Origin of the sequence: Pantoea sp. 1B4, from assembly GCF_016925765.1 — a bacterium.
Classification (GTDB): domain Bacteria; phylum Pseudomonadota; class Gammaproteobacteria; order Enterobacterales; family Enterobacteriaceae; genus Pantoea; species Pantoea agglomerans.
This window is the reverse complement of sequence record NZ_JAEUWZ010000001.1, coordinates 1,192,031-1,216,427: the sequence shown is the minus strand read 5'-3', so window position 1 is coordinate 1,216,427 and position 24,397 is coordinate 1,192,031. Positions and strand designations below refer to the sequence as shown.

Here is a 24,397-nt window from a genome sequence, read left to right as displayed (position 1 = left end):
GCCGGGGCGACATCGTCACTGTTCAGGTCGCACTGATAACGTGGCGGGCGACGAAATGGCCCGGAGCCACCTCCATCAGCGGCGCCACTTCAGGTTCATCCCCTAACGCATGAATCGGGCTGGGGATCTCATCGACCAGTAAGGCTCGTTCGCGACGCCGGTGAGCCGGATCGGCTACCGGCACCGCCGCCATGAGTTTTCGGGTATAAGGGTGCTGAGGCTGCTCAAACACCGCCTGACGCGGCCCCATCTCGACAATCTGACCGAGATACATCACCGCCACGCGGTGGCTGATACGCTCCACCACCGCCATATCGTGAGAAATAAACAGGAAGGCGATGCCAAACTCGCGCTGCAGGTCGAGCATCAGATTAATAATCTGCGCCTGAATTGACACATCCAGCGCCGAGACGGACTCATCGGCGATCACCACTTTGGGGTTTAGCGCCAGCGCGCGGGCTATACAGATGCGCTGACGCTGGCCGCCGGAAAACTCATGGGGATAGCGCTGAGCATGTTCCGGCAGCAGACCCACTTTATCCAGCAGCCAGGCAACGCGCTGCTCCACCTCGCGACGCGGCATCGCCTTGTGAACCAGCAGCGGCTCCATAATGGAGAAGCCAACCGTCAGCCGGGGATCGAGCGAGGCGTAGGGATCCTGGAAGATAAACTGAATGTCGCGTCGCAGATGGGCCAGCGCGGCACCCGACAAATGGTCTATCCGCTGCCCGTCAAAGGTGAGGGTGCCACCCTGACTGGCAACCAGCTTCAGCAGCGATCGCCCGGTGGTCGATTTACCACAGCCAGACTCGCCCACCAGCGCCAGCGTCTCACCGGCATAGAGATCAAAACTGACTTTTTCGACGGCATGCACCCGGCTTTTGACGCGGTTCAGCAGGCCGCCGCGAATATCAAAGCGGGTGACCAGATCGCGCACCTGCAAAATGGGTGGCTGCAGGCGGCGAACTGTATCCTGCGGTACGTCATCAACGGCATCGCTGTGCAGCAACGGAAATTTGGCCGGCAGGGGCTGGCCCTGCATCGAACCGAGCTTTGGCACCGCCGCCAGCAGCGCCTGGGTATAGGGCTGCTGCGGGGCGCTGAACAGCCTGGCTACCGGGGCATTTTCTACTACTTCGCCGCGGTACATCACCTGAACCCGATCGGCCATTTCGGCGACCACGCCCATATCGTGAGTGATAAAAATCACCCCCATCTGCATCTCTTTTTGCAGCACGCGGATAAGCTGCAGAATCTGCGCCTGAATGGTGACGTCGAGCGCGGTGGTCGGCTCATCGGCAATCAGCAGAGCCGGTTTGCAGCAGAGCGCCATGGCGATCATCACGCGCTGACGCATCCCGCCCGACAGCTGATGCGGGAAGCGGGATAACACATTTTGCGCATCCGGGATTCGTACCAGATCCAGCATCCGGCGCGCCTCGGCCAGCGCGCCGGCGTGGCTCAGGCCCTGATGCAGACGGATGGATTCCGCAATCTGCTCGCCCACGGAGAAGACCGGATTCAGCGAGGTCATCGGCTCCTGAAAGATCATCGCCATATCCGCACCGCGCACCCGCCGCATCTGACCTTTTGAGGCGCGCATCAGATCCAGCACGTCGCCGTTGCGACGCCGTAACAGCACCTCGCCGCTGACCCTCCCGCCAGCCTGCTCAATCAGCCGCATCAGCGCCAGCGAGGTCACTGATTTCCCCGAGCCTGACTCCCCCCACCAGCGCCAGCGTTTCGCCGCGAAACAGATCGAGTGACAAATGACGCACCGCGTCAGTGACGGTGGTTTCGTGCTGAAAACGCACATTGAGATCGCGCACCGCCAGGACCTGCTCAGGGGCCAGCGGCGGTAACGTTTGCCTGTCGCTCATCTCTGCTCCTTAACTTTCGCGATAGATAGCGACGTCTGCCACTTCGCCAACCCGCGCCACACCGCGATACATCCCTTCGCTGTTGAACGGCAGCGCTACGTTGCCTGCGCGGTCGACGGCAATCAGCCCCCCGCGCTGCCGCCCAGCTCCAGCACGCTGTCATGAATGACATTAACTGTGGCCTGCTGCAGTGAGCGCCCGGCGTAGCGCATCTGGGCTGCCACATCATAGGCCGCCAGCGTCCGCATAAAGACTTCACCAGTGCCGGTACAGGAGACCGCCACGCTGTCGTTGCTGGCGTAGCAGCCTGCGCCCGGCAGCGGCGAGTCGCCGACCCGCCCGGCCTGCTTGTTGGTCATACCGCCCGTTGACGTGGCGGCCGCGAGGTTGCCCTCAAGATCCAGCGCGACGGCCCCCACCGTACCAAACTTACGGTCCGGGTCGAGCGGGTCATCGCTGTGCGCGGCTCCATCATGGTCCAGCACTGCCGTATCGCTGTTCAGCGCGCGCTGCAACTGCTCCCAGCGTTCCGGGGTCGAGAAGTAATCAGGCGTGACCATTTCCAGCCCGTGCGCCTCAGTAAACTGCTCTGCGCCCTCGCCGATAAACAGGACATGCTCGCTATGTTCCAGCACGGCACGTGCCGCCAGCACCGGATTACGTACCCGCGTTACGCCCGCGACCGCCCCTGCACCCAGCGTGCGGCCATCCATGATGCAGGCATCGAGTTCATGGGTGCCCTGATGGGTGAAGACCGCGCCTTTACCGGCGTTGAACAGCGGGCACTCTTCCAGCAGCCGCACCGCTTCGGTCACCGCATCGAGTGCGCTGCCGCCCTGAGCCAGTATCTGCTGGCCCTGAGTGACAATATCGTGTAGCGCCTGACGATAGAGTTGCTCTTTTTCGGCGCTCATTGCTGAGCGCGTAATGGCACCGGCGCCTCCATGAATGGCGATCACTGCATTGACCATAACGATCTACCCTGTGGTTGCATCAGGACGAAAAACACTGATTTAAAATGGTTTTCACCCATTTTTGGTGATTTTTGACTATAGAAAGCCTGCTAAGTGTTGTAAAGCGGAAACTGTTCCTGTGGTTATAACCTTTTCTTACCGCCATATTTCACTTTGGCCACAACAACAGGCAAGTCAGGCCGACACCGATGTGACTCAGCGGCTAATTCCCACCATAATAGGCAGCATCTGAGATAACCAGGCTGGAATATCCATGGAAAGTTTTACTGCAGGCTTGATCTCCCTTGAGGAGGCACAACAAAAAATGCTGTCACAGCTGACGCCCGTCACCGACTCTCTTAGCGTGCCGCTGGCCGAAGCGGTCGGGCGTATCACCGCCAAAGCGGTGACCTCACCGATTGCCGTCCCGCCATTTGATAACTCTGCGATGGATGGCTACGCCGTCAGGCTGGCAGACGCCAGCAGCGGTCAGCCGCTGCCAGTGGCGGGTAAAGCCTTTGCCGGCGCACCGTTTAACGGTGAGTGGCCGCAGGGCAGCGTGATTCGCATCATGACCGGTGCGCCGGTGCCTGCAGGCTGTGAAGCAGTAGTGATGCAGGAGCAGACCGAAACACAGGGTGATGCGATTATGATCACCGCGCCGGTCCGTCCCGGACAGAACATTCGTCTCATCGGCGATGATATTCAGCCAGGCACCGTGGTGCTGGAAGCAGGAACGCGGCTGGGCGCGGCGGAGCTGCCACTGCTCGCCTCACTGGGTATCGCGCAGGTCAGCGTGCTGCGAAAACTGCGGGTCGCTATCTTCTCCACCGGTGATGAACTCCAGCCGGTAGGCGAGCCGCTGGCCGAAGGCCAGATCTACGACACCAACCGCTTTGCGGTATCACTGATGCTGCATAAGCTGGGTTGCGAAGTCATCGACCTTGGCATCATCAAAGATGACCCGGCCGCACTGCGTGCTGCTTTCACCGAGGCCGATCGGCAGGCGGATGTCGTGATTACTACCGGCGGCGTCTCGGTGGGCGAAGCGGACTTTACCAAAACGATGCTGGAGGAGCTTGGTGCCATCAGCTTCTGGAAGCTGGCGATCAAGCCTGGCAAGCCATTTGCCTTTGGCCGCCTCAACAGCAGCTGGTTCTGCGGCCTGCCAGGTAATCCGGTCTCCGCCGCCGTGACCTTTTATCAGCTCGTTCAGCCGCTGCTTGCCACCCTCACCGGCCAGCAAAAATCAGCATTGCCGCCACGTCAGAAAGTGCGCTGCGCCTCGCGGCTGAAAAAGTCACCAGGCCGGCTCGATTTCCAGCGCGGTATCCTGCGACAGAACGCACAGGGTGAACTGGAGGTGGAAACCACCGGGATGCAGGGTTCGCACGTCTTCAGCTCCTTCGCCCAGGCAAATTGTTTTATTGTGCTGGAACGGGATCGCGGCAATGTTGAACCGGGCGAATGGGTCGAGGTGGAACCGTTCAACGCCCTGCTGGAGGCGTAAATGCTGCCTGAATTAAGCGATGAGGAGATGCTGCGCTACAACCGGCAGATTGTATTGCGCGGCTTTGATTTCGACGGTCAGGAGCTGCTGAAAGCGAGTCACGCGCTGGTCGTGGGGCTGGGCGGACTCGGCTGCGCCGCTGCGCCCTATCTGGCGGCTGCCGGTGTCGGTAGCCTGACGCTGCTCGACTTCGATACCGTATCGCACTCTAACCTGCAACGGCAGATCCTGCATCACGATGCTGACATTAGCCGCGCCAAAGTGGACTCCGCCGCACAAAGCCTGGCCGCCATCAATCCGCACTGTCAGCTGCATCCGGTTAATGGACAGCTGGACGATGCAGCGCTGCTGGCGCTGATCGCCCGGCAGCAGGTGGTGCTGGACTGCACCGACAACGTTGCGGTGCGTGAGCAGCTTAACCGACTCTGCCGTCAGCAGCGGGTGCCACTGGTCTCCGGCGCCGCGATTCGGATGGAAGGTCAGATCAGTGTATTCAACTGGCAGCCCGGCACACCCTGCTATCGTTGCATCAGCCGCCTGTTTGGGGAACAAACCCTGAGTTGCGTGGAAGCGGGCGTCATGGCTCCGCTGGTTGGCGTGATTGGTGCGATGCAGGCGATGGAAGCGATTAAAGTGCTGACGGCATTTGGCACGCCCGCCACCAGCCGGTTGCTGATGTACGATGCAATGAGCGCGGAGTTCCGCAGCATGAAGGTGGCGCAGGATGCGCACTGTGAAGTATGTGGTGGTAGCGAGTAGCATCGGCAGGAACGCCTCTGCTCCCTGAAGCCCGTGCTGAACCAACAAACCACCAAAAAAAACGGGGTGACCTGCGCCACCCCGTTTCAATCAGACGATACCCTGACTCCGCAGGTAATCTTCGTAATTACCGGTGAAGTCCACAACGCGATCTGCTTTCAGCTCTATCACGCGGGTTGCCAGCGAACTGACAAATTCACGGTCGTGTGAAACAAACACCAGCGTGCCTTCATACATCTCCAGCGCCATATTGAGCGATTCAATCGACTCCATATCAAGGTGGTTGGTCGGCTCATCCATAATCAGAATGTTCGGTTTTTCCATCATCAGCTTACCGAACAGCATACGACCCTTCTCTCCACCAGAAAGCACTTTGGCCGGCTTCTTAATATCATCCTGCGAAAACAGCAGGCGACCCAGAATACCGCGAATGGTCTGCTCATCATCGCCAGGCTGTTTCCACTGACTCATCCAGTCAAATACCGTCAGGTCATTGGCAAAATCATCGGCGTGATCCTGAGCGTAATAACCAATACGTGCATTCTCTGACCATTTAACGCTGCCGTTATCTGGCGTCAGCTGACCCACCAGCGATTTTAACAGTGTTGATTTACCGATACCGTTGGCACCGATCACCGCCAGCTTCTCACCCACTTCCAGCAGCAGATTTAAATTCTTAAACAGCGGACCGTTATCAAATCCTTTGGTCAAACCTTCCACTTCCAGCGCATTACGGAACAACTTCTTGTCCTGCTCAAAACGGATAAACGGGTTCTGACGGCTGGAGGCTTTCACTTCATCCAGTTTAATTTTATCCATCTGCTTAGCGCGTGATGTCGCCTGACGCGATTTAGAGGCGTTGGCGCTAAAACGACTGACGAACGATTGTAAGTCAGCAATCTGCGCTTTTTTCTTGGCGTTATCGGATAACAGACGTTCACGCGCCTGGGTCGCCGCGGTCATATATTCGTCATAATTACCGGAATAAACCCGCAGCTCGCCATAATCCAAATCAGCCATGTGCGTACAGACCATATTAAGGAAGTGACGGTCATGCGAAATGATAATCATGGTGCTGTCACGCTCGTTCAGCACCTGCTCCAGCCAGCGAATAGTATCGATGTCCAGGTTGTTCGTCGGTTCGTCGAGTAACAGAATATCAGGATTAGAAAACAGCGCCTGCGCCAGCAGCACACGTAATTTAAAGCCCGGCGCAATTTCGCTCATCGGGCCATAATGCTGCTCAACCGGAATGCCGACGCCGAGTAATAACTCACCGGCACGAGACTCCGCGCTATAGCCGTCCATCTCACCGTAAAGTGCCTCAAGATCGCCGACTTTATACCCCTCTTCTTCGCTCATTTCTGGCAAAGAATAAATACGGTCGCGCTCCTGCTTCACTTCCCATAACTCATGGTGACCCATGATAACGGTGTCCAGTACGCTAAATTGTTCAAAGGCGAACTGATCCTGACGCAACTTACCGATGCGCTCGTTGGGATCGTAAGAAACATTGCCGCCTGAAGGCACCAGATCGCCACCCAAAATCTTCATGAAGGTGGATTTTCCGCTGCCGTTCGCACCGATTAAACCGTAACGATTACCGCCGCCAAATTTAACGGAGATATTTTCGAACAGTGGCTTGCTGCCAAACTGCATGGTGATATTGCTGCTAACTAACACGGCATTGACCTTTGTGAAGAGAATGGATGAAAAAACGGCGGCTATTATGCCAGATGTGACGCAGCGCACGCCAGCGTCAGCCGTGGATTCCTTGCGGGGTGATTGATATCCCGGCAGAAATAAAAAAGCCGGAAGGCCATGATGGCCCCCCGGCTCCCACTTACAAGGATTGTGTTGATCAATCGATCAGGAAACTGTCCAGGCTTTTACCGGAATCCAGCGCTTTTTTTAATCGCTGCCGGGGTACGGCCCTGGCCAGTCCAGGATTTCTGCTCACCATTTTCGTCGGTGTAAGAATATTTAGCCGGACGCGGCGCACGCTTGGTACGTTTTTTTCCGCTTTCCAGTGCACCTAATAATTCATTAGGATCGATGCCGTCAGCCAGCAGCATTTCGCGATATTTAGAAAGCTTTTCTTCTTTTTCGCGATTCTGCGTCTCTTCCGCTTCTGCTTCTTCACGGCGCTCAGTAACAACAACCGTTAATTTTTCCAGGATCTCTTCAAGATCGGTCAGTGGCAGTTCACGAGCCTGGGCACGTAATGTGCGAATATTGTTCAGTACCTTAAATGCGTCACTCATCACAATGTCCTTGATTAAGGGGGGGTTAATAAAACTGTAGCGCCAAGACTACCTAATTCAAATAAAAAAATAAATTATTTTTACGCTACAGATAATTCCTAAGTATTAATTCGGGCAAAACAGAGCTATTAAAATCGGGCGTGCCTGACCTTTTATTAACGCTGAATTAACAACAAATGGCACTTTTACTCAGGAGTTGAAAACGATTTCAGGCAGATTATCCCGGCAGAAGGCAGTTAACGCTATCTACTAAATGCGGGCCATGCAGCCTCATTATTTACGCTTACGGGCCGGAGATAACAGATTAAAAATGTGCCTGCACGTGACCCCAGTCACACCAGCTTACAGATTATGCTTAAAAAAGCCACCCCCGGCACCGTTAAATAGCGCAAAAGAATTAACGCTCTGGTGGCTTTTTTTAATTATGCCCTTTGCCACCTGTTAACCATTTTTGCCGCTGCGATTTATAGCAGAGTCGGATTATTCGCAGATCGCTTAGCTGCGCAATAACAGTTCCGCCCGGCTCAGGCTGATTGAATAGCCTTACGCGCCCCCACTCGTTCAGTCGTAAGTTGCCTTAAAAAAACGTCAAAGAAATAAACTGAGAAAGGTGACAGAGCTCAAAAACCTGAATGCGGAAAGTGCCAGCAACATGAAAATAATCGCTCGCCAGAGGCGCTGATAATAACCCTGCGATTATCACTGTTTTATTTTCTGCTGGCTGCACCCGTTCCAGTGATGCTCAGAAGCTCTCTTTATCAACGGGTTAGATCATGATGAACAACATGGAGAGGCAGGCAGCACCGGTTTAAACGCTGCCGGAGGAGAGATAAAGCGGTAACTGCGCAGAGGCAGCTACCGCCGGATGACTAATTCGCCTGCGTGGCCGGGCCAAATACCGGATATTGCGGCATATCCACGTTCTGGTAAGTCTCCCAGCCGCCGCCCAGCGCTTTATAGAGCGCCACTAAATCGAGTGCACTCTGCATCCGCGCCTGTGTCGCCTGCTCCTCTGCCTGAGCCAGCTGACGCTGCGCATCCAGCACCTCCAGGAAGGTCGAGAGCCCCTGGCGATAACTGTCGCTGGCGAGATCAAAGGCGCGCTGAAGCGCACCGGTTGTCTCATCCAGCGCGGTGACCCGCTGCTGATCGGCGCGATAGCTGACCAGCGCATTCTCCACATCCTGCAACGCCGTCAGCACCGTCTGGCGATAATCCAGCGCGGCACTGGCCTGCTGTGCCCGCGCTAACTTCACGCTCGACACCAGCTGTCCGCCCTGGAAAATCGGAATCGATAACGACGGGCCATAACTGTAGAAATGGCTGCTCCAGTTATCCAGATAGCTGACATCGGTGTTGCGCACGCCCAGCTGGCCGGTCAGTGACAGGCTCGGGAAAAGCTGCGCGACAGAAACCCCAATCTCAGCGGTTTGTGCATGCAGCGTCGCTTCAGCCTGACGAATATCAGGACGACGACGTGCCAGCGTAGAAGGAATGCCTACCGGGACAAACTGTGGCAGCGGGGGTAACGCTTTTGGCGTACTGAGTTCAGCATCCAGCGCCCCCCGGTGTCTTGCCGAGCAGCACCGCTAACCCATTCATCGCCTGCCGTGCCTGCGACTGATACTGCGGCAGCTGCGCCTGCAGCGTGCTGAGCTGGGCACGCGCATTTTCCACATCGGTCAGCGGGGCCAGGCCATTACGCTGCTGGCTTTGGGTCAGCTCGGTCGTCTGCTGCGCCACCTCAATCTGCTGTTGCAGCGTCTGAATCGTGCTCTGCGCGCCGCGCAGTTGCAGCCAGGCACGCGCCACTTCGGCCTCCAGTGAGACCAGCGCATCGTTGCGCTGTTCTATCGCTGCCTGCTGCTGGGCATTAGCTGCCTCAACCTGACGGCGCACTTTGCCCCACAGATCCAGCTCCCAGCTGGCATCGAAGCTGCCCTGGTAGAGGTTAACCGGCTGGGTCAATCCATTGAGCTGGCTGGCCACGTTGCTGTCGAGCTGATCGGTTGCGCCATTGGATTTAAGCAAGCCTTCCAGCCCGAGCTGCTGACGCGTCACTTTGGCTGAACCGCCCAGGGTGGGGAACAGGCTGCCCTGCGCCTGCGTCAGCTGTTCACGTGCTCCGGCAATGCGCAGCACCGTCTGCTGCAGGCTCAGGTTGCCCGCAATCGCCCGTTCAATCAGACTGTCGAGCTGCGGATCATTGAAGCTGCGCCACCAGCGTGAATTAATCGCGGCGTTTTGTGGCTTTGACGCCTCCTGCGAATCCAGGGTGTTGTAGCCACCCGGCACGGCAGGTTTCGGCGCCTGATAGTCAGGTCCGACAGCGCAGCCCGCCAGCCCGAGGGCCAGCAGTAAACTCAGGGGTTTCAGGCGATGAGAGTAAAAAACCTTCATGTTAGTGTGCTCCTGCACTGCCTTCGCTCTTAATCGGCGACAGCAGCCAACAAAATGGAATCAAAATCAGGGCGACAATACTCAGGCCTGAGAAGACATCGATGTAAGCGAGGATACGCGACTGCGCAATCATCTCCTGATAGAGCTGACCGGTTGCCAGCGTGACGGGATCGCCCACCGCCGAGGTAAAGTCGCGTATCGCCTGCGCCCAGTGCTGAAGCGTAATGTTGAACGGCTCATTCAGCGGCGTCATGTTATGCACCATGTGCGCTGACCGCACCTGTTCGCGCTCGGTAATGGCAGCGGTCGAGAGTGAAATCCCAATCGATCCGGCAACGTTACGGAACATGGTAAACAGCGCCGAGGCGTCAGCATTAAGCCGCTGCGGAATGGTGACAAAAGCGATAGTCGTCAGCGGGACAAACAGGAAACCCAGCCCGATTGACTGTGCGCTGCGCATCAACACTAAAGTGGTGAAATCAACGTTGGGCGTTAAGGTGGCGGAGTAGAGAAACGCCACGGCCAGACAGCTAAAGCCAAAGGCAATGATGTAGCGCGTCTGAACGATTGGCATCAGTTTCAGCACCAGCGGTATGGTCAGCACAATCAGCACCGCGCCAGGCGACAGCACCAGACCTGACCAGGTGGCGGTGTACCCCAGATCCTGCTGCGCCAGCTGTGGCAGCACTACGGAGCTGCCATACAGAATCATCGCCATCCCCGCCATCAACAGCCCGGCGACCCAGAAGTTGCGGTCTTTCATCACCAGAATATCGACCACTGGCTTACGGGCATACATCAGCCAGTAGATGGCGCCGACGATGCCAATCAAGGCCAGAATGGCGAACAGCACGATAAAGTGCGAGGCAAACCAGTCCTCATCCTCTCCGCGATCCAGCATCACTTGCAGACAACCCAGTCCTAAGGTAATCAGGCTGATACCGATATAGTCGATCTTCAGTTTACCTTTGGCCCATTTACGCTCCCACGGTGGATCTTCCAGCAGCTGATAGATCGCCAGCACGGTAAGTACGCCGACCGGAATGTTGATAAAGAACACCCAGCGCCAGCTGTAGTTGTCGGTAATCCAGCCACCTAATGTCGGACCAATCACCGGCGCGACAATAATGGCGATAGAGGAGAGCCCAAATGCCTTGCCGCGATCTTCCGCCTTGAAGTAGTCCAGCAGCACAGACTGCTGAACCGGCTGCAATCCGCCACCAAAAAAAGCCCTGCAGCACGCGGAACAGAATGATTTGCCACAGTTCGGTAGCGATGCCGCACAGGAAGGAGCAGATGGTAAACATCACGATGCAGATCAGGAAAAACTGTTTACGGCCAAACAGTCGGCTGAAGAACGCAGAGATAGGCAGCACAATGCCGTTCGCCACCAGATAAGAGGTCAGCACCCAGGTTGACTCATCGTAACTGGAGGAGAGCGAACCGGCGATATGCGGCAGCGCCACGTTAACAATGGTGGTGTCGAGGATCTCCATAAACACCGCCAGCGTGACCGTGATCGCCACTAACCACGGATTACTGGCGGGTTTCCAGCTCTGCGCCGTACTCATTCCACCGTTACCTTCGGTTCAACAGAGAGACCCAGCGGCAGAGGATGGTTCGGATCAAGGCCCTTGTCGATGATGATTTTCACCGGCACGCGCTGAACGATTTTCACATAGTTACCGGTGGCGTTTTCTGACGGGAAAGTCGAGAAGCGTGAACCAGAGCCCATCTGAATACTGTCAACATGCCCTTCCAGCTTCATATCCGGCCAGGCATCGACGCTGATTTCAACTTTGTCGCCAGGATTCATGTGTTGCAGCTGAGACTCTTTGAAGTTAGCGGTGACCCAGATCTCAGGCGAGACCAGCGAAAACAGCGACGATCCCGCCTGCACCAGTGTGCCCAGCTGAACGTTACGCTTGGTGACAAACCCGTCATAGGGCGCGCGAACCTGGGTATAGGAGAGATTAAGATCGGCCGTGCTTAACTGCGCCTTAGCCTGCTCAACCTGTTGCTGACGCGCTTCAACATTGGTCTCCTGCTGGCGAATCTGCAGAGCAACCTGTGACGCCACTTCAACCTGTGCTTTCGCGCTTTGTAACTGCGCCTGCGCCGAACGTAACTGCGCGGACGCGCTGTCGATATTACGCTGACTGGTCGCACGCGGATCGACGCCGCGCTGGCGACGATAATCCGCCTGCGCATTAAGCAGATTCGCTTCGGCTTTCGCCTGATCTGCCAGCGCCTGATCGCGCTGTGCCGGATACTGTACCTTTGACAGCGCCAGCTGAGCCTGCGCCTGATGCAGCTGTGCGACAGCTAAACCGAGCTGCGCATTCGCCTGTTCACGCTGGGCACGATTGTCGCTGGGATCGATCTCCACCAGCAGATCGCCCTTCTTCACCCGCTGGTTATCTTTCACCAGCAACTTCACGACATAGCCGGAGGCTTTAGGCGCAATGGTAACGGCATCGCCTTCGGTAAAGGCGTCGTCGGTAGTTTCAATATTGCGGGTAGTGAACCAGAACCAGAAGCCGACAATCAGCATAATCACCACCACTACCGCCAGAATAATCAGCGGCTTTTTACCGGGGCGTTTACGCTCAGGCTGCTGGTCGTTGTCCTGATTTTCCTCTGACTGACGGTTTTTATCCGTCGCATTTTCTGCGTCCTGCTGGTGTGGATCGCGTTGGTTATTCTCGCTCATAGTTCCCATCACTGGCTAAGGCCCTAATTCCCGGGCATAAAGGTCCTGTTAACCTTATATCGGAAACTGACAAAATCCAGCGCAACTTTACGAAACTTGAGAAATGGCGCACATCCTGCCACCTGTGGCGGGTAGCAGGATGCGTCGGGCCTAATTGAGCAGCCGCAACAGCAGCCAGCCGCTGGCCATCGACCAGGCAAGCAGAGGGAGAGAAAAGAGATGGAAATGCCACCAGACGGCCCGATCTTTCGCCATACGCAGGGCAATAAGGTTAGCGAGCGAACCCGGCAGCAGACCGAATCCGCCAATATTGACCGCCCAGGCCAGCACATCGCCAGGCGGGACTTTTTGCAGCAGCAGAATCGTCGCCGGAACGTTGCTGATCACCTGTGACAGACCAATCGCCAGCAGGTAGAGCTGCCCCTGACCGAAATGAGAAACCGCATCAAAGTGAGCCTGCATCACCGGCAGACGCGTCATCAGGAAGACGTCAATAAACATGGCGATAAACACCGCCAGCAGGCTCCAGTCGATGCGCAGCAGCACCGGACGCGCCATCACCAGGAACGTGGCAAGAATCAGCAGCAGGACCCAACCGGTGATTTCCAGCTCCAGGCCGGCGATAAACAGCAGATATAACACCACGCTGACAATAAACAGTGGCTTCTGCCACTGCGGCTGTTCCGGATTGTCATGCTTGTCAATCGACCGCTTTGAAAAGCTGAACCAGGTTAATACCATCAGGCTAAGCAGCAGCCAGGCGGCCAGCGGCAGCATCTGAACAATAAACGCGACAACGCTTAATTTGCCGTGGCTCCACAGCAGAATGTTTTGCGGGTTGCCGACCGGCGTCAGCAGGGATCCGGCGTTGACCGCCAGCGCTTCGAAGATGATTAGTCGCGAGATGGGTAAGTGAGAGAACTTTCGCAGCGTCAGCGTCAGCGGCACCAGAATAAACAGCGCCACATCATTGGTCAGAAACGTAGAGAGCAACGCGGCAGCCAGCACCATAAACAGCGCCAGCGCACGTTCGTGCCGGAAACGCGCAATCAGTCGTCCCCCCCAGCACGTCAAAGTAGCCACTGGTTTCCAGCCCTTTGGTCAGGATCAACAACCCGGTGAGCGTAATAATGGTATGCCAGTCTACGGCACCGGGCAGATCGGCCCAGCGAAAATCCGCCAGAAATGCCAGAACTACACCAATCACGATTAATAAATGCAAAACAGAGTCATGCAAAAAAAGATCGAAGCAGTTGAGGCATGATGAAGGTACGCCTTAGCGTTAGCGGGTTTCGGAGAATTTCTTAAATACGGCCAGCGTTTCATCACTGACGTGATGCTCAATACCTTCTGAATCACGTCGGGCAGTTTCGGGACTGATGCCTAACGCCAGCAGAAAACTTTCAACAATGTGATGACGGGCGCGACTCTCCTCTGCCAGTTTCTCTCCTTCACCAGTCAGAAAGACACCGCGGTAAGGCACTTGTTCAACCAGCCCGGCACTGCCAAGCCGCTTCAGCATTTTCGCTACGGTCGGTTGTGAAACGCCCAGGCGGGCCGCCATATCAACCTGACGCGCTTCGCCAAATTCACCAATCAAATCAGAGATTAACTCAACGTAGTCATCAATTAATTCCCGACGATGCGCTTCACGCACCTGCCGAAAACCTTCGACATGCTCTTCAATATCTTTCAGTGGTCCTTTTGGCGCAGAAACCACGCTTTTAGCACGACGACTCATTCAGCTTCCTCATTATTTTTTCCCGTACTGTCACTGCTGTACGGATTTAGCTGCGCTCATTGTAAACCAGCCGCAAAGAAGCTCAAATTTTTCGTCATTAGCCTTGGCTAAAGGATATAGCCAGTGCTATATTTGACGATAATGTAAGCAGCAAAAGAGCGATCCCAGTTGATCCTCTGTTGCTCCGGTGATGATGACGCCTCTCACCGCAGGCTGCTGACTACCGCGTCGACAATGATTGGGAGGTGATTCTATGAGCACCCTGAAATGTTGCTTAGATTGCAGTAAATGCTTCCAGGCTGAGAAGAAAACAACCACGGAGATGAAATCCTGGCTGTGCCTGCTGACGCGTTCACCGTTCACACTGCGTCTGATGTTGCTGGAAAAACTGCTGGGCCATAAGTCTGACGATCGTCGCTGTGAGAATCTCATCTGGCGCGGCTAATCCTGATTCTATGCCTTTCAGCCGCTGGCTGAGAGGCGCACTCTCCCTTTCTGCTCTCTCTTTTTCCTGTTTCCCCATCGAATCAATATGACCTGCGGCTTCAACCAGCATGGTTGCTGATCGGCTACAGCGATCCGGAAAAGTCGGGAAACGTGCAGATACGAGAGAAGGGTGAGTAAATCAGCACAATAAAAAAACGGCCCACAAGGGGCCGCTTTTTTTGCAGGTCAGCTAAGCTAAACTTAGAAGCTGTAACCTACGCCAGCAATCCAGGTGCCAACGTCAACGTTACGGATACGGCTCTGCTCGTAACCAACGTCAACTGCGAAGTCCTGAACTGGGTTAAACTGCAGACCTGCGCCGTAAGAGAAACCTACGTCGCTTGAATCAGTTTTATCGCGTGATGAAGTATCGTTCTGCTGGAATTTACCGTAGCCGATACCCACAACACCGTAGATGCTTGCCCAGTCGTTCAGACGGAAAGCAGGACCACCGGTCACACCGTAGTACTGGCCTTTGTTATAAATGCCAGAATCGGTGTTATCTTTTTCTGTGTAGGTGAATGAACCGATCCAACCCAGTGGGTTAGAACCGTCTTCGTAGCGGTATTTCAGGTTGAAGCCGTTAGCTTTGTTAGCTACGCCCTGATAGTCGCTCTGAGCATAGCCACCAGTTACGGTGCTCTGTGCCATTGCTGAACCTGCAGATACTGCCAGTACACAGGCTAATGCTGAAAGACATGCAATTTTTTTCATAACCACCTCAAATGTGAAAATACTTCTCTCCTGACAACGCTGAAAATATAACAAAAAATAGCGAGAAACTCTGCCCGGATTTTGTTGTCTAACAGAATGTTTGGTGTAACAGGAAGTTAATGCGACAACCTATGTCATTCATTTTTCTTATAAAATCCGTCATCTTTCTGCAATAATCATTTCGTGCTCATTTCGTTCTTTAAGTTAAATCCTAAAAAAACCTGACATTTCTTTACCTAATTGGCCCTGATTCTGGCCAAAAATCGCTCACTTGAGAGAAATTTAAAACCCCATTCCGTGATTTTTTGCCTGCTATTTCCTTTACACTGGCTGACTCATTACGTTGATGACCAGGAAAAGTACACAGGATGTCTGCCTCTCCCGCTTCTAAAAACCTTGCCCCGATAGTGATGCCGATTGCCGTACTGCTGATTGCGATGCTGTCGCTTCAGGGCGGTGCTTCGCTGGCGAAAAGCCTGTTTCCTGCCGTCGGTGCCACTGGCATCACCGCGCTGCGTCTGGGATTTGGCACCCTGATACTCTGTATTATCTTCAAACCCTGGCGTTTACGCTTTAGCCGGGAGCAACGTCTGCCACTCCTGATGTATGGACTGGCGCTGGGCACAATGAATTTCACGTTCTATCTGGCGATTCGTACCGTGCCGCTGGGTGTGGCGGTGGGACTGGAATTTACCGGCCCACTGGCGCTGGCGCTATTCGGATCGCGCCGGCCACTGGATTTTGTCTGGGTGCTGCTGGCCGTGATTGGTCTGTGGTTCCTGCTGCCTTTTGGCACAGGCATGACTGCGATTGATCCGCTGGGCGCTGCGCTGGCAGTGAGTGCAGGCGCCTGCTGGGCGATCTATATCCTGGCGGGACAGCGGGCAGGCGCAGAACATGGCCCGGCGACAGTAGCTATCGGGTCGCTGATTGCCTCAGTGATTTTTGTACCGCTGGGGCTGACGTTCGCAGAAAGTGGCATCTGGACATGGGCCGTTATGCCGATCGCGTTGCTGGTTGCCCTGCTCTCCAGCGCCATCCCCTATTCGCTGGAGATGATCGCCCTCACCCGCTTACCGGCGCGCATCTTCGGCACGCTGATGAGTCTGGAACCCGCCATGGCTGCCTTTTCCGGCATGCTGTTTCTGGGGGAAACCCTGACCGGACTTCAGTGGCTGGCGCTGCTGGCGATCATCATCGCCTCGGCAGGTTCAACGCTGACCATGCGGCCGAAAAAGAGTCAGTTAAACAGCGTTGAATTATCAGACGATATCCAAAAATAAACGCTATCCGCCCCGCCTGCTGGCGGGGCTAAATAATAATCATGCTCATCATGAGAATTATTCCTAATCTTCGCTCCTTCCTGCGTTGTCTATTTTGAAACAGACACTTACCAGTTATTTACATAATAGAATAACCTAATGATTTAATTATCTATTTATTTGATTTTATATTTTAACATGGCATTAACCTTCTTAGCCCAGCCCTGCTCTGACTAAAGACGCTCGCTATTTCATCCATCGACAAAGTCGTTTCTGCAAAGCTGAAAAGCGCTGCTATACTTATCCGGTACTTGATTAGGACAACCATCAAAGAGAGGACTGAAACGATGAGTACCGCTAAATTGGTTAAAACTAAATCTTCTGACCTGATTTATACCCGCAATGATGTGGCCGAAGACGATAAAAAAAGCCACCATCGCGGTGTTAAACCGTCTGGTAGTCGAGTTTATTGACCTGTCATTGATCACTAAGCAGGCGCACTGGAACATGCGCGGTGCTAATTTTATCGGTGTGCATGAGATGCTGGACGGCTTCCGCACCGCGATTACCGATCATCAGGATACTATTGCCGAGCGTGTGGTTCAGCTGGGTGGCGTGGCACTGGGCACCACGCAGGTCGTTAACGATACGACTCCGCTGAAGAGCTATCCGCTGAATATTCACAGCGTTCAGGATCATCTGAAAGCGCTGGCAGATCGTTACAGCGTTGTCGCGAATGACACCCGTAAAGCGATCACTGAAGTAAAAGACGAAGATACCGCTGATATCTTTACTGCGGCATCACGTGACCTTGATAAATTCCTGTGGTTTATCGAAGCGAACATCGAATAAGACTCAATGCAGTCTGTCAGGCGGGGAAACCCGCCTTTTTTTACGTCTGTGTTACCGCATTTTTATGACCCTGTTAACAGTTCTTCCCTCCTCCGCTTCACAGCCTTAACATCTGAGGCACACTACCGCTTGCACCAAAACAGCCACCTGCACCAAAACTGAGCACCAAAATAGTGCAATGGCAGAATTAACTGCAAAATCGTGTCAGCTATGTTATTTAACTCTCTGATTTCGCGGATTTTGCAAAGTTGGCATAATTCTTTCATATGACAAGCCGCAAACGCAGGCCCTGCCGCCTGGTAGTAAAAAAAGGAAAAATGATGAAGTCACTGTTAAAAGTTTCTGTGGCCGCGCTGGCGCTGGCCTTCTCCCTCTCTTCCACTGCAGCAGACAAAAAGCTGGTCGTCGCCACGGATACCGCCTTTGTTCCGTTTGAATTTAAACAGGGTGATAAATATGTCGGCTTCGATGTGGATCTGTGGGATGCCATTGCGAAAGAGCTGAAGCTCGATTACACCCTGAAGCCAATGGACTTCAGCGGCATTATCCCTGCACTGCAAACGCGCAATGTCGATCTGGCACTGGCGGGTATCACCATTACCGAGGAGCGTAAAAAAAGCGATTGAGTTCTCTGACGGCTATTACAAAAGCGGTCTGCAGGTGATGGTGCGTAACAATGAAAACGACATCAAAGGCATCAGCGATCTGAACGGTAAAGTGGTCGCAGTGAAAAGCGGCACCGGCTCCGTGGAATACGCGAAAGCCAACATCAAATCCAAAGATCTGCGTCAGTTCCCGAATATCGACAGCGCCTATATGGAGCTGGGCACCAACCGTGCGGACGCCGTGCTGCATGACACGCCTAACATCCTTTACTTCATCCATACCGCCGGTAAAGGCCGCTTTAAAGCGGTAGGCGATTCAATTGAAGCGCAGCAGTATGGTATCGCCTTCCCGAAAGGCAGCGACGATTTACGTGAAAAAGTCAACGGCGCACTGAAAACCCTGAAAGAGAACGGCACCTATAACACGCTCTATAAAAAATGGTTTGGCACCGAACCTAAATAATAATTTGCCCGTTATCTGATTTCAGCAGGGAAACCTTTTCCCTGCTTTTTTCCATCGCAACATATCTGGAGTGACACCATGGAGTTTGACTGGAGCGTCATCTGGCCCGCCATGCCAGCGCTGCTTGAAGGCGCTAAACTGACCTTAATTATCTCAATTATTGGACTGGTTGGCGGCCTCTTCATCGGCCTGGTAGCGGGCTTTGCCCGCGCTTACGGTGGCTGGATCACCAATAACATCGCACTGGTGTTTATCGAAATCATTCGCGGCACCCCTATCGTGGTGCAGGTGATGTTTATCTATTTTGCTTTGCCGATGGCGTTCCCCGACCTGCGCATTGATCCCTTCAGCGCGGCGGTGGTGACCATCATGATTAACTCCGGCGCTTACATTGCCGAGATTACCCGTGGTGCCGTGCTGTCGATCAACAAGGGCTTCCGCGAAGCCGGACTGGCGCTTGGCCTGTCGAGCCGCGAGACGCTGCGCTACGTGATTATGCCGCTGGCGCTGCGCCGCATGCTGCCACCGCTGGGCAACCAGTGGATTGTCAGCATCAAAGATACTTCGCTGTTTATCGTTATTGGTGTGGCTGAACTGACCCGTCAGGGTCAGGAGATTATTGCCGGTAACTTCCGCGCGCTGGAAATCTGGAGCGCCGTCGCGATTATCTATCTGGTTATTACGCTGGTGTTGAGCTTTGTGCTGCGCCGCATTGAGAAAAGGGTGAAAATCCTGTGATTGAATTTAAAGATGTCTCCAAACATTTTGGCCAGACCCAGGTGCTGCACAATATCGACCTGAAGATTAACCAGGGCGAAGTGGTGGTGATTATCGGCCCATCCGGTTCCGGTAAATCAACCCTGCTGCGCTGTATTAACAAGCTGGAAGAGATCACCAGTGGCGAACTGATTGTCGATGGCCTGCGCGTCAATGATCCGAAAGTCGATGACCGCCTGATTCGTCAGGAAGCGGGCATGGTGTTTCAGCAGTTTCATCTGTTCCCACAGATGAGTGCGCTGGATAACGTCGCCTTTGGTCCTATCCGTGTGCGCGGTGCCAGCAAAGAGGCGGCACGCCAGCTGGCGCGTGAGTTGCTGGGCAAAGTGGGCCTCGCCGAGCGCGCGCACCACTTTCCGTCTGAGCTTTCCGGCGGTCAGCAGCAGCGCGTGGCGATTGCCCGTGCACTGGCAGTTAAGCCGAAAATGATGCTGTTTGATGAGCCAACCTCAGCGCTCGACCCGGAACTGCGTCACGAAGTGCTGAAGGTGATGCAGGATCTGGCGGAAGAAGGCATGACGATGGTGATTGTGACGCACGAAGTAGGCTTCGCACAGAAGGTGGCCTCACGGCTGATCTTTATCGATAAAGGCCGGATTGCGGAAGATGGCGATCCCGACAGCCTGATCAGCAACCCACCGAGCGAGCGTCTGCGCGAATTCCTGCAGCACGTCTCCTGATCAAAATGGGCCGCTAAGCGGCCCGTTAAAACTGATGACAATCCAAACCAGGGTAAATCTGGCAGCAACGAATAAACCCGAAGCACAGGGAACCCGGTCAGAAGAGGAAAGCGTCCCGCGCCAGGGACGGCGCGGGCCGAGCGTGTCATGGATGACAGCCTTTGCGTCTTTCCGATCTGACCGGGTTCCCTGTGCCAGCTCGGTCTTACCTCCACCGAGTCGGGCGTTGTCAACAATCAAAACGGGCCGCATCGCGGCCCGTTCTATTTTACTCTTCGCCCACAGATACACCTGTTACCCATGTAAAGCGACACCTCAGTTCCCCAGGCGACTCAGTAGTTTAGTGCGCTGGGCGGCAGGCATAAAACTCCACGCCAGGAAGCGACTCTGCTTCTGACCCTGCGCCATATTAACCACCCGCATCTCCGCCACGTCGAGCGCCTGCAGCTGTTTTTCCAGCGCCGGTAAGTTCTCTTTGCGCGACACCAGCGAGGTAAACCAGCCGATCTGACGACCAAACGCCACGCTCTCGGCGATCATCTTGCCGATAAAGCCCTTTTCGCCACCGGGATACCATAATTCATTGTGCTGGCCGCCAAAGTTGAGCGGCGCACTCTTATCCAGTCCGAGATTGCGGACCTTACGCTGCGATCCCGATACCGCCTCTTCCGCCGACGCGTGGAATGGCGGATTACACATCACTGCACTGAAAAATTCAGTTTTACTGACTACACCAGCCAGCACTGCATCGCTGTTTTTCTGACGACGCAGACGGATCTGGCGCGTCAGGCGCGGATTGGCCGCAACAATACGGTTAGCAGCTTTGATGGCGGCTTCATCGACCTCGGTGCCGGTAAAGCGCCAGCCATATTCTGCCGCGCCAATCAGCGGATAGATGCAGTTTGCACCGCAGCCGACATCCAGAACGTCCGCCGTCGGGATCACGCCGTTGTTATCCAGCGCCAGCAGATCGGCAAGGTAGTGCAGATAATCGGCGCGTCCCGGCACGGGCGGGCAGAGTGAGCCGGGAGCCAGCTTGCCAGTCGATGTCGTAAAATAGTTTGATCAGCGCCTGGTTCAGCAGCATCACCGCCTCCGGGTCCGCGAAATCCACGGACTGCACGCCATAACCATTGGGCCGGACTTTGGCTTTCAGCAGCGGATGGGCAGCGGTTAACGCGGCAAAATCGTATTCGCCCTGATGGCGATTGCGGGCGTGGAAGGGCGACGTGCTGGCTGACTTTTTCATACGTTCTCTCAATTATTCAGGCGCGCGTACAATACGCTGTAGGCGGCGGAAAATAAACCCGCACCATCCGCTTACCTCTTTCCGATTCCGTCGGGCGATGCTGTCGGGCTAAGATAAATAAAATTCCCTGCTGGAGAAGTTATGACCCGGAAACGCTATTCCTATCAACCCCGTGCTGGTCACGGTCTGCCGCACGATCCGCTGAACGCCATTATCGGGCCGCGCCCGATCGGCTGGATTAGCTCAGTGAGCAGCAGCGGCCAGCACAATCTGGCACCTTACAGCTTCTTTAACTGCTTCAACTATCATCCGCCGATTATCGGTTTCGCCAGCAGCGGCTGGAAAGACAGCGTGAGAAATATTGCTGAGACCAAAGAGTTTGTCTGGAACCTGGCGACCCGTCCGCTGGCGGAAGCGATGAACGAAAGTTCCGCCTCGCTGCCTGCCGATCAGGATGAGTTCGCCTTTGCCGGTTTAACGCCGCTGGCGGCTTCTCAGGTCAGCGCCAGTCTGGTGGCAGAGAGCCCGGTCAACTTCGAGTGCCGCCTGACGCAACTGATTCAGCTGCAGGATGCCAGCGGCAATCTGATCGACAGCTGGCTGGTGCTGGGGGAAGCGGTGGCGATTCACATCGATGAATCGCTGCTGGAAGAGGGCATTTATCAGACCGCTAAAGCCGAGCCGATTCTGCGCGCGGGCGGCCCCAGCGCCTATTACGGCATCAGCGAAGCGCAACGTTTTGATTTAGTCCGTCCGGACGCACGCCGCAGATAATCCTTACCCCACAAGCGCATCGGCCCGGTGCGCTTTAATCTGAGCTACCGCGCAGGCGATGTCGGGTGCCAGCCAGCGATCCTGCTGCCAGCGCTCAACAACCTGCCGCAAATGCTGCCAGGCGCGCCGCGTGCCTGCTGCCAGCTGTGACTCACCGTGAAACTCCAGCGCCTGCGCCGCCAGCAGATACTCAATCGCGATAATGTGATCAACATTGCTGACCAGTTTCAGCAGCTTCAGCGCCGAGCCGGTGCCGAGGCTCAGATGATCCTCCTGTAATCCTGAAGTGACATAGTTATCAAGCACCGCAGGCTGCGCCAGCTGACGGTTCTCCGCGCAGAGTGATGCCGCCACGTACTGCGCAATCATCATGCCGGAATTGACGCCCGGCTCGGCCACCAGAAACGGCGGCAGGCCGCTGACCAGCGGATTCACCAGCCGATCAAGCCGCCGCTCGGCGATGCTGCCCAGCTCCGCCATCGCAATCGCCAGCAGGTCGCAGGCCATTGCCACCGACTCGCCATGCGGATTGGACTGTGACACCACCCGCCAGGCCTGCGGCGTCCCCAGCACCAGCGGATTGTCGGTACAGGCGTTGAGTTCGGTCTCCACCTGACGGACAGCATGACTAAACTGATCGCGACAGGCGCCGTGCACCTGCGGCATCGAGCGCAGACTGAGTGCATCCTGAGTCCGGATGCCAACGCTGGCTTTCAGCAGCGGGCTGTCACTCAGCAACTGGCGCAGGCGTTCGCCGCTGCGCTGAATCCCCGGGCTGGCCTTCATCGCCAGCACCTCAGGGTCAAACGCCACCAGCTGACCGCGCAGCGCTTCAAAGCTCATCGCACCGGTGACGTCTGCCCAGTCCAGCAGCCGTTCGGCATCGTCCAGCGCCAGACAGGCTAAGCCGGTCATGCAGGGCGTGCCGTTGACCAGGCTCAGCCCCTCTTTGGCACCAGGCCGGTAAGGGGCTAATCCCGCCTGGGCCAGCGCCTGCTGCGCGGGCATGATTTCACCCTGCCACTCCACCTCGCCGATGCCAATCAGCGCCAGGCCGATATGCGCCATGTGGGTCAGATATCCCACCGATCCCTGCGACGGTACCTGTGGCGTAATCTGCAGGTTTAGCAGCGCCAGGAGATGTTGCACCAGCGCCACTGAAACACCTGATTTTCCGTGGCTGTAGTTCGCAATCGCAGCGCACAGAATGGCGCGGACCTCGGATTTTGCCAGCACCGGCCCGACGCCACAGGCATGGCTCAGCAGTGTATTGCGCGACAGCTGGCTCAGCTCATCTTCAGACAGGGTGATGTTACACAACGCCCCCAGCCCGGTATTGATGCCGTAAGCCACCTGCCCCGCCGCCACGATATTACCGACGATTTCACGGCTCTGCGCAATGCGCTGCCAGGCACTGTCGCTCAGCGTCAGGGTGGCGCCGTGCCGGGCGACCTGCACCAGCGCCTGCCATTTCAGCGAGCCATCGCCCCAGACCAGCGTCTGACGTATTACGTCGCTCATACCACCGGCTCCACCTGATGATGACTGGAGATAAACTGCTTAAAGCGCGCCGATCCCGCCTCGCCGAACATCGCCTCTGGCGTGCCCTGACAATCAATAGTGCCCTGATGCATAAACACCACCCGGTTAGAGACGTTGCGGGCAAAACCCATCTCATGGGTCACCACCAGCATGGTGCGGCCCTCTTCCGCCAGGCTGCGCATGACCTTCAGCACCTCGCCTACCAGTTCCGGATCGAGTGCCGAAGTTGGCTCATCAAACAGCATCACCTCCGGGTCCATTGCCAGCGCCCGGGCGATCGCCACCCGCTGCTGCTGACCGCCTGAAAGCTGGGCGGGATAGAAATCTTTGCGATTCAGCAGACCGACCCGATCAAGCAGCTGTTCCGCCTGGGCAATACAGGCTTTTTTTATCGCGCTTGAGGACGTAGTGCGGCCCTTCAATGACATTCTGCAGCACCGTCAGGTGCGACCAGAGGTTAAAGCTCTGAAACACCATACCGAGCCGGGAGCGCAGCCGCTCAATCTGACGCGGGTTAGCCGCCAGCTGGTGTCCCCGGGCATGGCGCTTCATCTCAATGGTTTCACCGCCCACGCTGACCACGCCCGCGTCAGGCGTCTCAAGCAGATTAATGCAGCGCAGCAGCGTACTTTTGCCCGAGCCGCTGGCACCGAGTATTGAGATAACATCGCCCTGGTGCGCCTGCAGCGAGATGCCTTTCAGCACCTCCATGGCGCCAAAGGATTTATGGATATCGCTGGCCGACAGCGTGACGGGTGGCAGTTCAGACATGT

The 24,397-nt window shown here is 55.6% G+C and carries 12 protein-coding genes and 10 pseudogenes; 9 read left to right on the top strand and 13 right to left on the bottom strand.

The window, feature by feature from the left end:
- Window positions 1-22: 22 nt before the first annotated feature.
- Window positions 23-1,880 (bottom strand): annotated as a pseudogene (locus JNO11_RS05895) (dipeptide ABC transporter ATP-binding protein).
- 9 nt (window positions 1,881-1,889) lie between these two features.
- A pseudogene (locus JNO11_RS05890) lies at window positions 1,890-2,851 on the bottom strand (isoaspartyl peptidase/L-asparaginase).
- A 256-nt stretch (window positions 2,852-3,107) separates the two neighbouring features.
- Here JNO11_RS05890 and moeA point away from each other — a divergent pair.
- The gene (gene moeA / locus JNO11_RS05885) at window positions 3,108-4,343 is read left to right on the top strand and encodes a molybdopterin molybdotransferase MoeA (RefSeq protein ID WP_163637315.1); all 1,236 of its coding nucleotides are present in this window, start codon (window positions 3,108-3,110) and stop codon (window positions 4,341-4,343) included.
- The gene (gene moeB / locus JNO11_RS05880; protein ID WP_325177065.1) at window positions 4,344-5,102 is read left to right on the top strand and encodes a molybdopterin-synthase adenylyltransferase MoeB; all 759 of its coding nucleotides are present in this window, start codon (window positions 4,344-4,346) and stop codon (window positions 5,100-5,102) included.
- A 90-nt stretch (window positions 5,103-5,192) separates the two neighbouring features.
- Here the strand turns inward: moeB and JNO11_RS05875 are convergent, their stop codons facing one another.
- From JNO11_RS05875 to mntR, 7 genes and pseudogenes are all read right to left on the bottom strand, one after another.
- Window positions 5,193-6,785, bottom strand: a complete 1,593-nt coding sequence (locus JNO11_RS05875) for an ABC-F family ATPase (protein ID WP_010254366.1) — start codon at window positions 6,783-6,785, stop codon at window positions 5,193-5,195.
- 178 nt (window positions 6,786-6,963) lie between these two features.
- Window positions 6,964-7,366 (bottom strand): annotated as a pseudogene (locus JNO11_RS05870) (H-NS family nucleoid-associated regulatory protein).
- Window positions 7,367-8,235: 869 nt separating this feature from the next.
- A pseudogene (locus tag JNO11_RS05865) lies at window positions 8,236-9,766 on the bottom strand (efflux transporter outer membrane subunit).
- A 1-nt stretch (window position 9,767) separates the two neighbouring features.
- Window positions 9,768-11,337, bottom strand: a pseudogene (locus tag JNO11_RS05860) (DHA2 family efflux MFS transporter permease subunit).
- Window positions 11,334-12,479 carry an HlyD family secretion protein gene (locus JNO11_RS05855; protein WP_325177064.1) on the bottom strand — a complete coding sequence of 382 codons (1,146 nt, stop codon included), beginning with the start codon at window positions 12,477-12,479 and terminating at the stop codon, window positions 11,334-11,336. The pseudogene JNO11_RS05860 and the gene JNO11_RS05855 overlap by 4 nt, the downstream one beginning before the upstream one ends.
- 150 nt (window positions 12,480-12,629) lie before the next feature.
- Window positions 12,630-13,741 (bottom strand): annotated as a pseudogene (locus JNO11_RS05850) (SLC13 family permease).
- A 20-nt stretch (window positions 13,742-13,761) separates the two neighbouring features.
- Window positions 13,762-14,220, bottom strand: coding sequence for a manganese-binding transcriptional regulator MntR (gene mntR, locus JNO11_RS05845; protein WP_010254350.1), 459 nt, complete (start codon window positions 14,218-14,220; stop codon window positions 13,762-13,764).
- A gap of 253 nt (window positions 14,221-14,473) precedes the next feature.
- Between mntR and JNO11_RS05840 the strand changes: the two genes are divergently transcribed.
- Window positions 14,474-14,665 carry a hypothetical protein gene (locus JNO11_RS05840; RefSeq protein WP_122458979.1) on the top strand — a complete coding sequence of 64 codons (192 nt, stop codon included), beginning with the start codon at window positions 14,474-14,476 and terminating at the stop codon, window positions 14,663-14,665.
- Window positions 14,666-14,907: 242 nt separating this feature from the next.
- On the opposite strand, the gene ompX is transcribed toward JNO11_RS05840, so the two are convergent.
- Window positions 14,908-15,420 (bottom strand): outer membrane protein OmpX, encoded by a 513-nt coding sequence (gene ompX / locus JNO11_RS05835; protein WP_010254344.1) that lies wholly within the window; start codon window positions 15,418-15,420, stop codon window positions 14,908-14,910.
- 368 nt (window positions 15,421-15,788) lie between these two features.
- Between ompX and rhtA the strand changes: the two genes are divergently transcribed.
- The 5 genes and pseudogenes from rhtA (at window position 15,789) to glnQ (ending at window position 20,059) form a co-directional block, all read left to right on the top strand.
- Complete coding sequence (gene rhtA / locus JNO11_RS05830) at window positions 15,789-16,703, top strand: threonine/homoserine exporter RhtA (protein WP_010254339.1); 915 nt, start codon at window positions 15,789-15,791, stop codon at window positions 16,701-16,703.
- 326 nt (window positions 16,704-17,029) lie between these two features.
- Window positions 17,030-17,534 (top strand): annotated as a pseudogene (gene dps / locus JNO11_RS05825) (DNA starvation/stationary phase protection protein Dps).
- A gap of 320 nt (window positions 17,535-17,854) precedes the next feature.
- A pseudogene (gene glnH / locus JNO11_RS05820) lies at window positions 17,855-18,602 on the top strand (glutamine ABC transporter substrate-binding protein GlnH).
- Between the two features lie 78 nt (window positions 18,603-18,680).
- Complete coding sequence (gene glnP, locus JNO11_RS05815; RefSeq protein WP_022625976.1) at window positions 18,681-19,340, top strand: glutamine ABC transporter permease GlnP; 660 nt, start codon at window positions 18,681-18,683, stop codon at window positions 19,338-19,340.
- The gene (glnQ, locus tag JNO11_RS05810) at window positions 19,337-20,059 is read left to right on the top strand and encodes a glutamine ABC transporter ATP-binding protein GlnQ (protein WP_010254327.1); all 723 of its coding nucleotides are present in this window, start codon (window positions 19,337-19,339) and stop codon (window positions 20,057-20,059) included. The genes glnP and glnQ overlap by 4 nt, the downstream gene beginning before the upstream one ends.
- Window positions 20,060-20,374: 315 nt before the next feature.
- Here the strand turns inward: glnQ and rlmF are convergent.
- A pseudogene (rlmF, locus tag JNO11_RS05805) lies at window positions 20,375-21,308 on the bottom strand (23S rRNA (adenine(1618)-N(6))-methyltransferase RlmF).
- Between the two features lie 141 nt (window positions 21,309-21,449).
- On the opposite strand from rlmF, the gene JNO11_RS05800 reads away from it, so the two are divergent.
- Window positions 21,450-22,082, top strand: a complete 633-nt coding sequence (locus JNO11_RS05800; protein WP_022625978.1) for a flavin reductase family protein — start codon at window positions 21,450-21,452, stop codon at window positions 22,080-22,082.
- A gap of 3 nt (window positions 22,083-22,085) precedes the next feature.
- Here the strand turns inward: JNO11_RS05800 and hutH are convergent, their stop codons facing one another.
- Entirely contained in the window at window positions 22,086-23,603 is a 1,518-nt protein-coding gene (hutH, locus tag JNO11_RS05795; RefSeq protein ID WP_325177063.1) for a histidine ammonia-lyase, read from the bottom strand.
- Window positions 23,600-24,395, bottom strand: a pseudogene (locus JNO11_RS05790) (ATP-binding cassette domain-containing protein). Before JNO11_RS05790 ends, hutH begins: the two are co-directional and overlap by 4 nt.
- Between the last annotated feature and the right edge of the window lie 2 nt (window positions 24,396-24,397).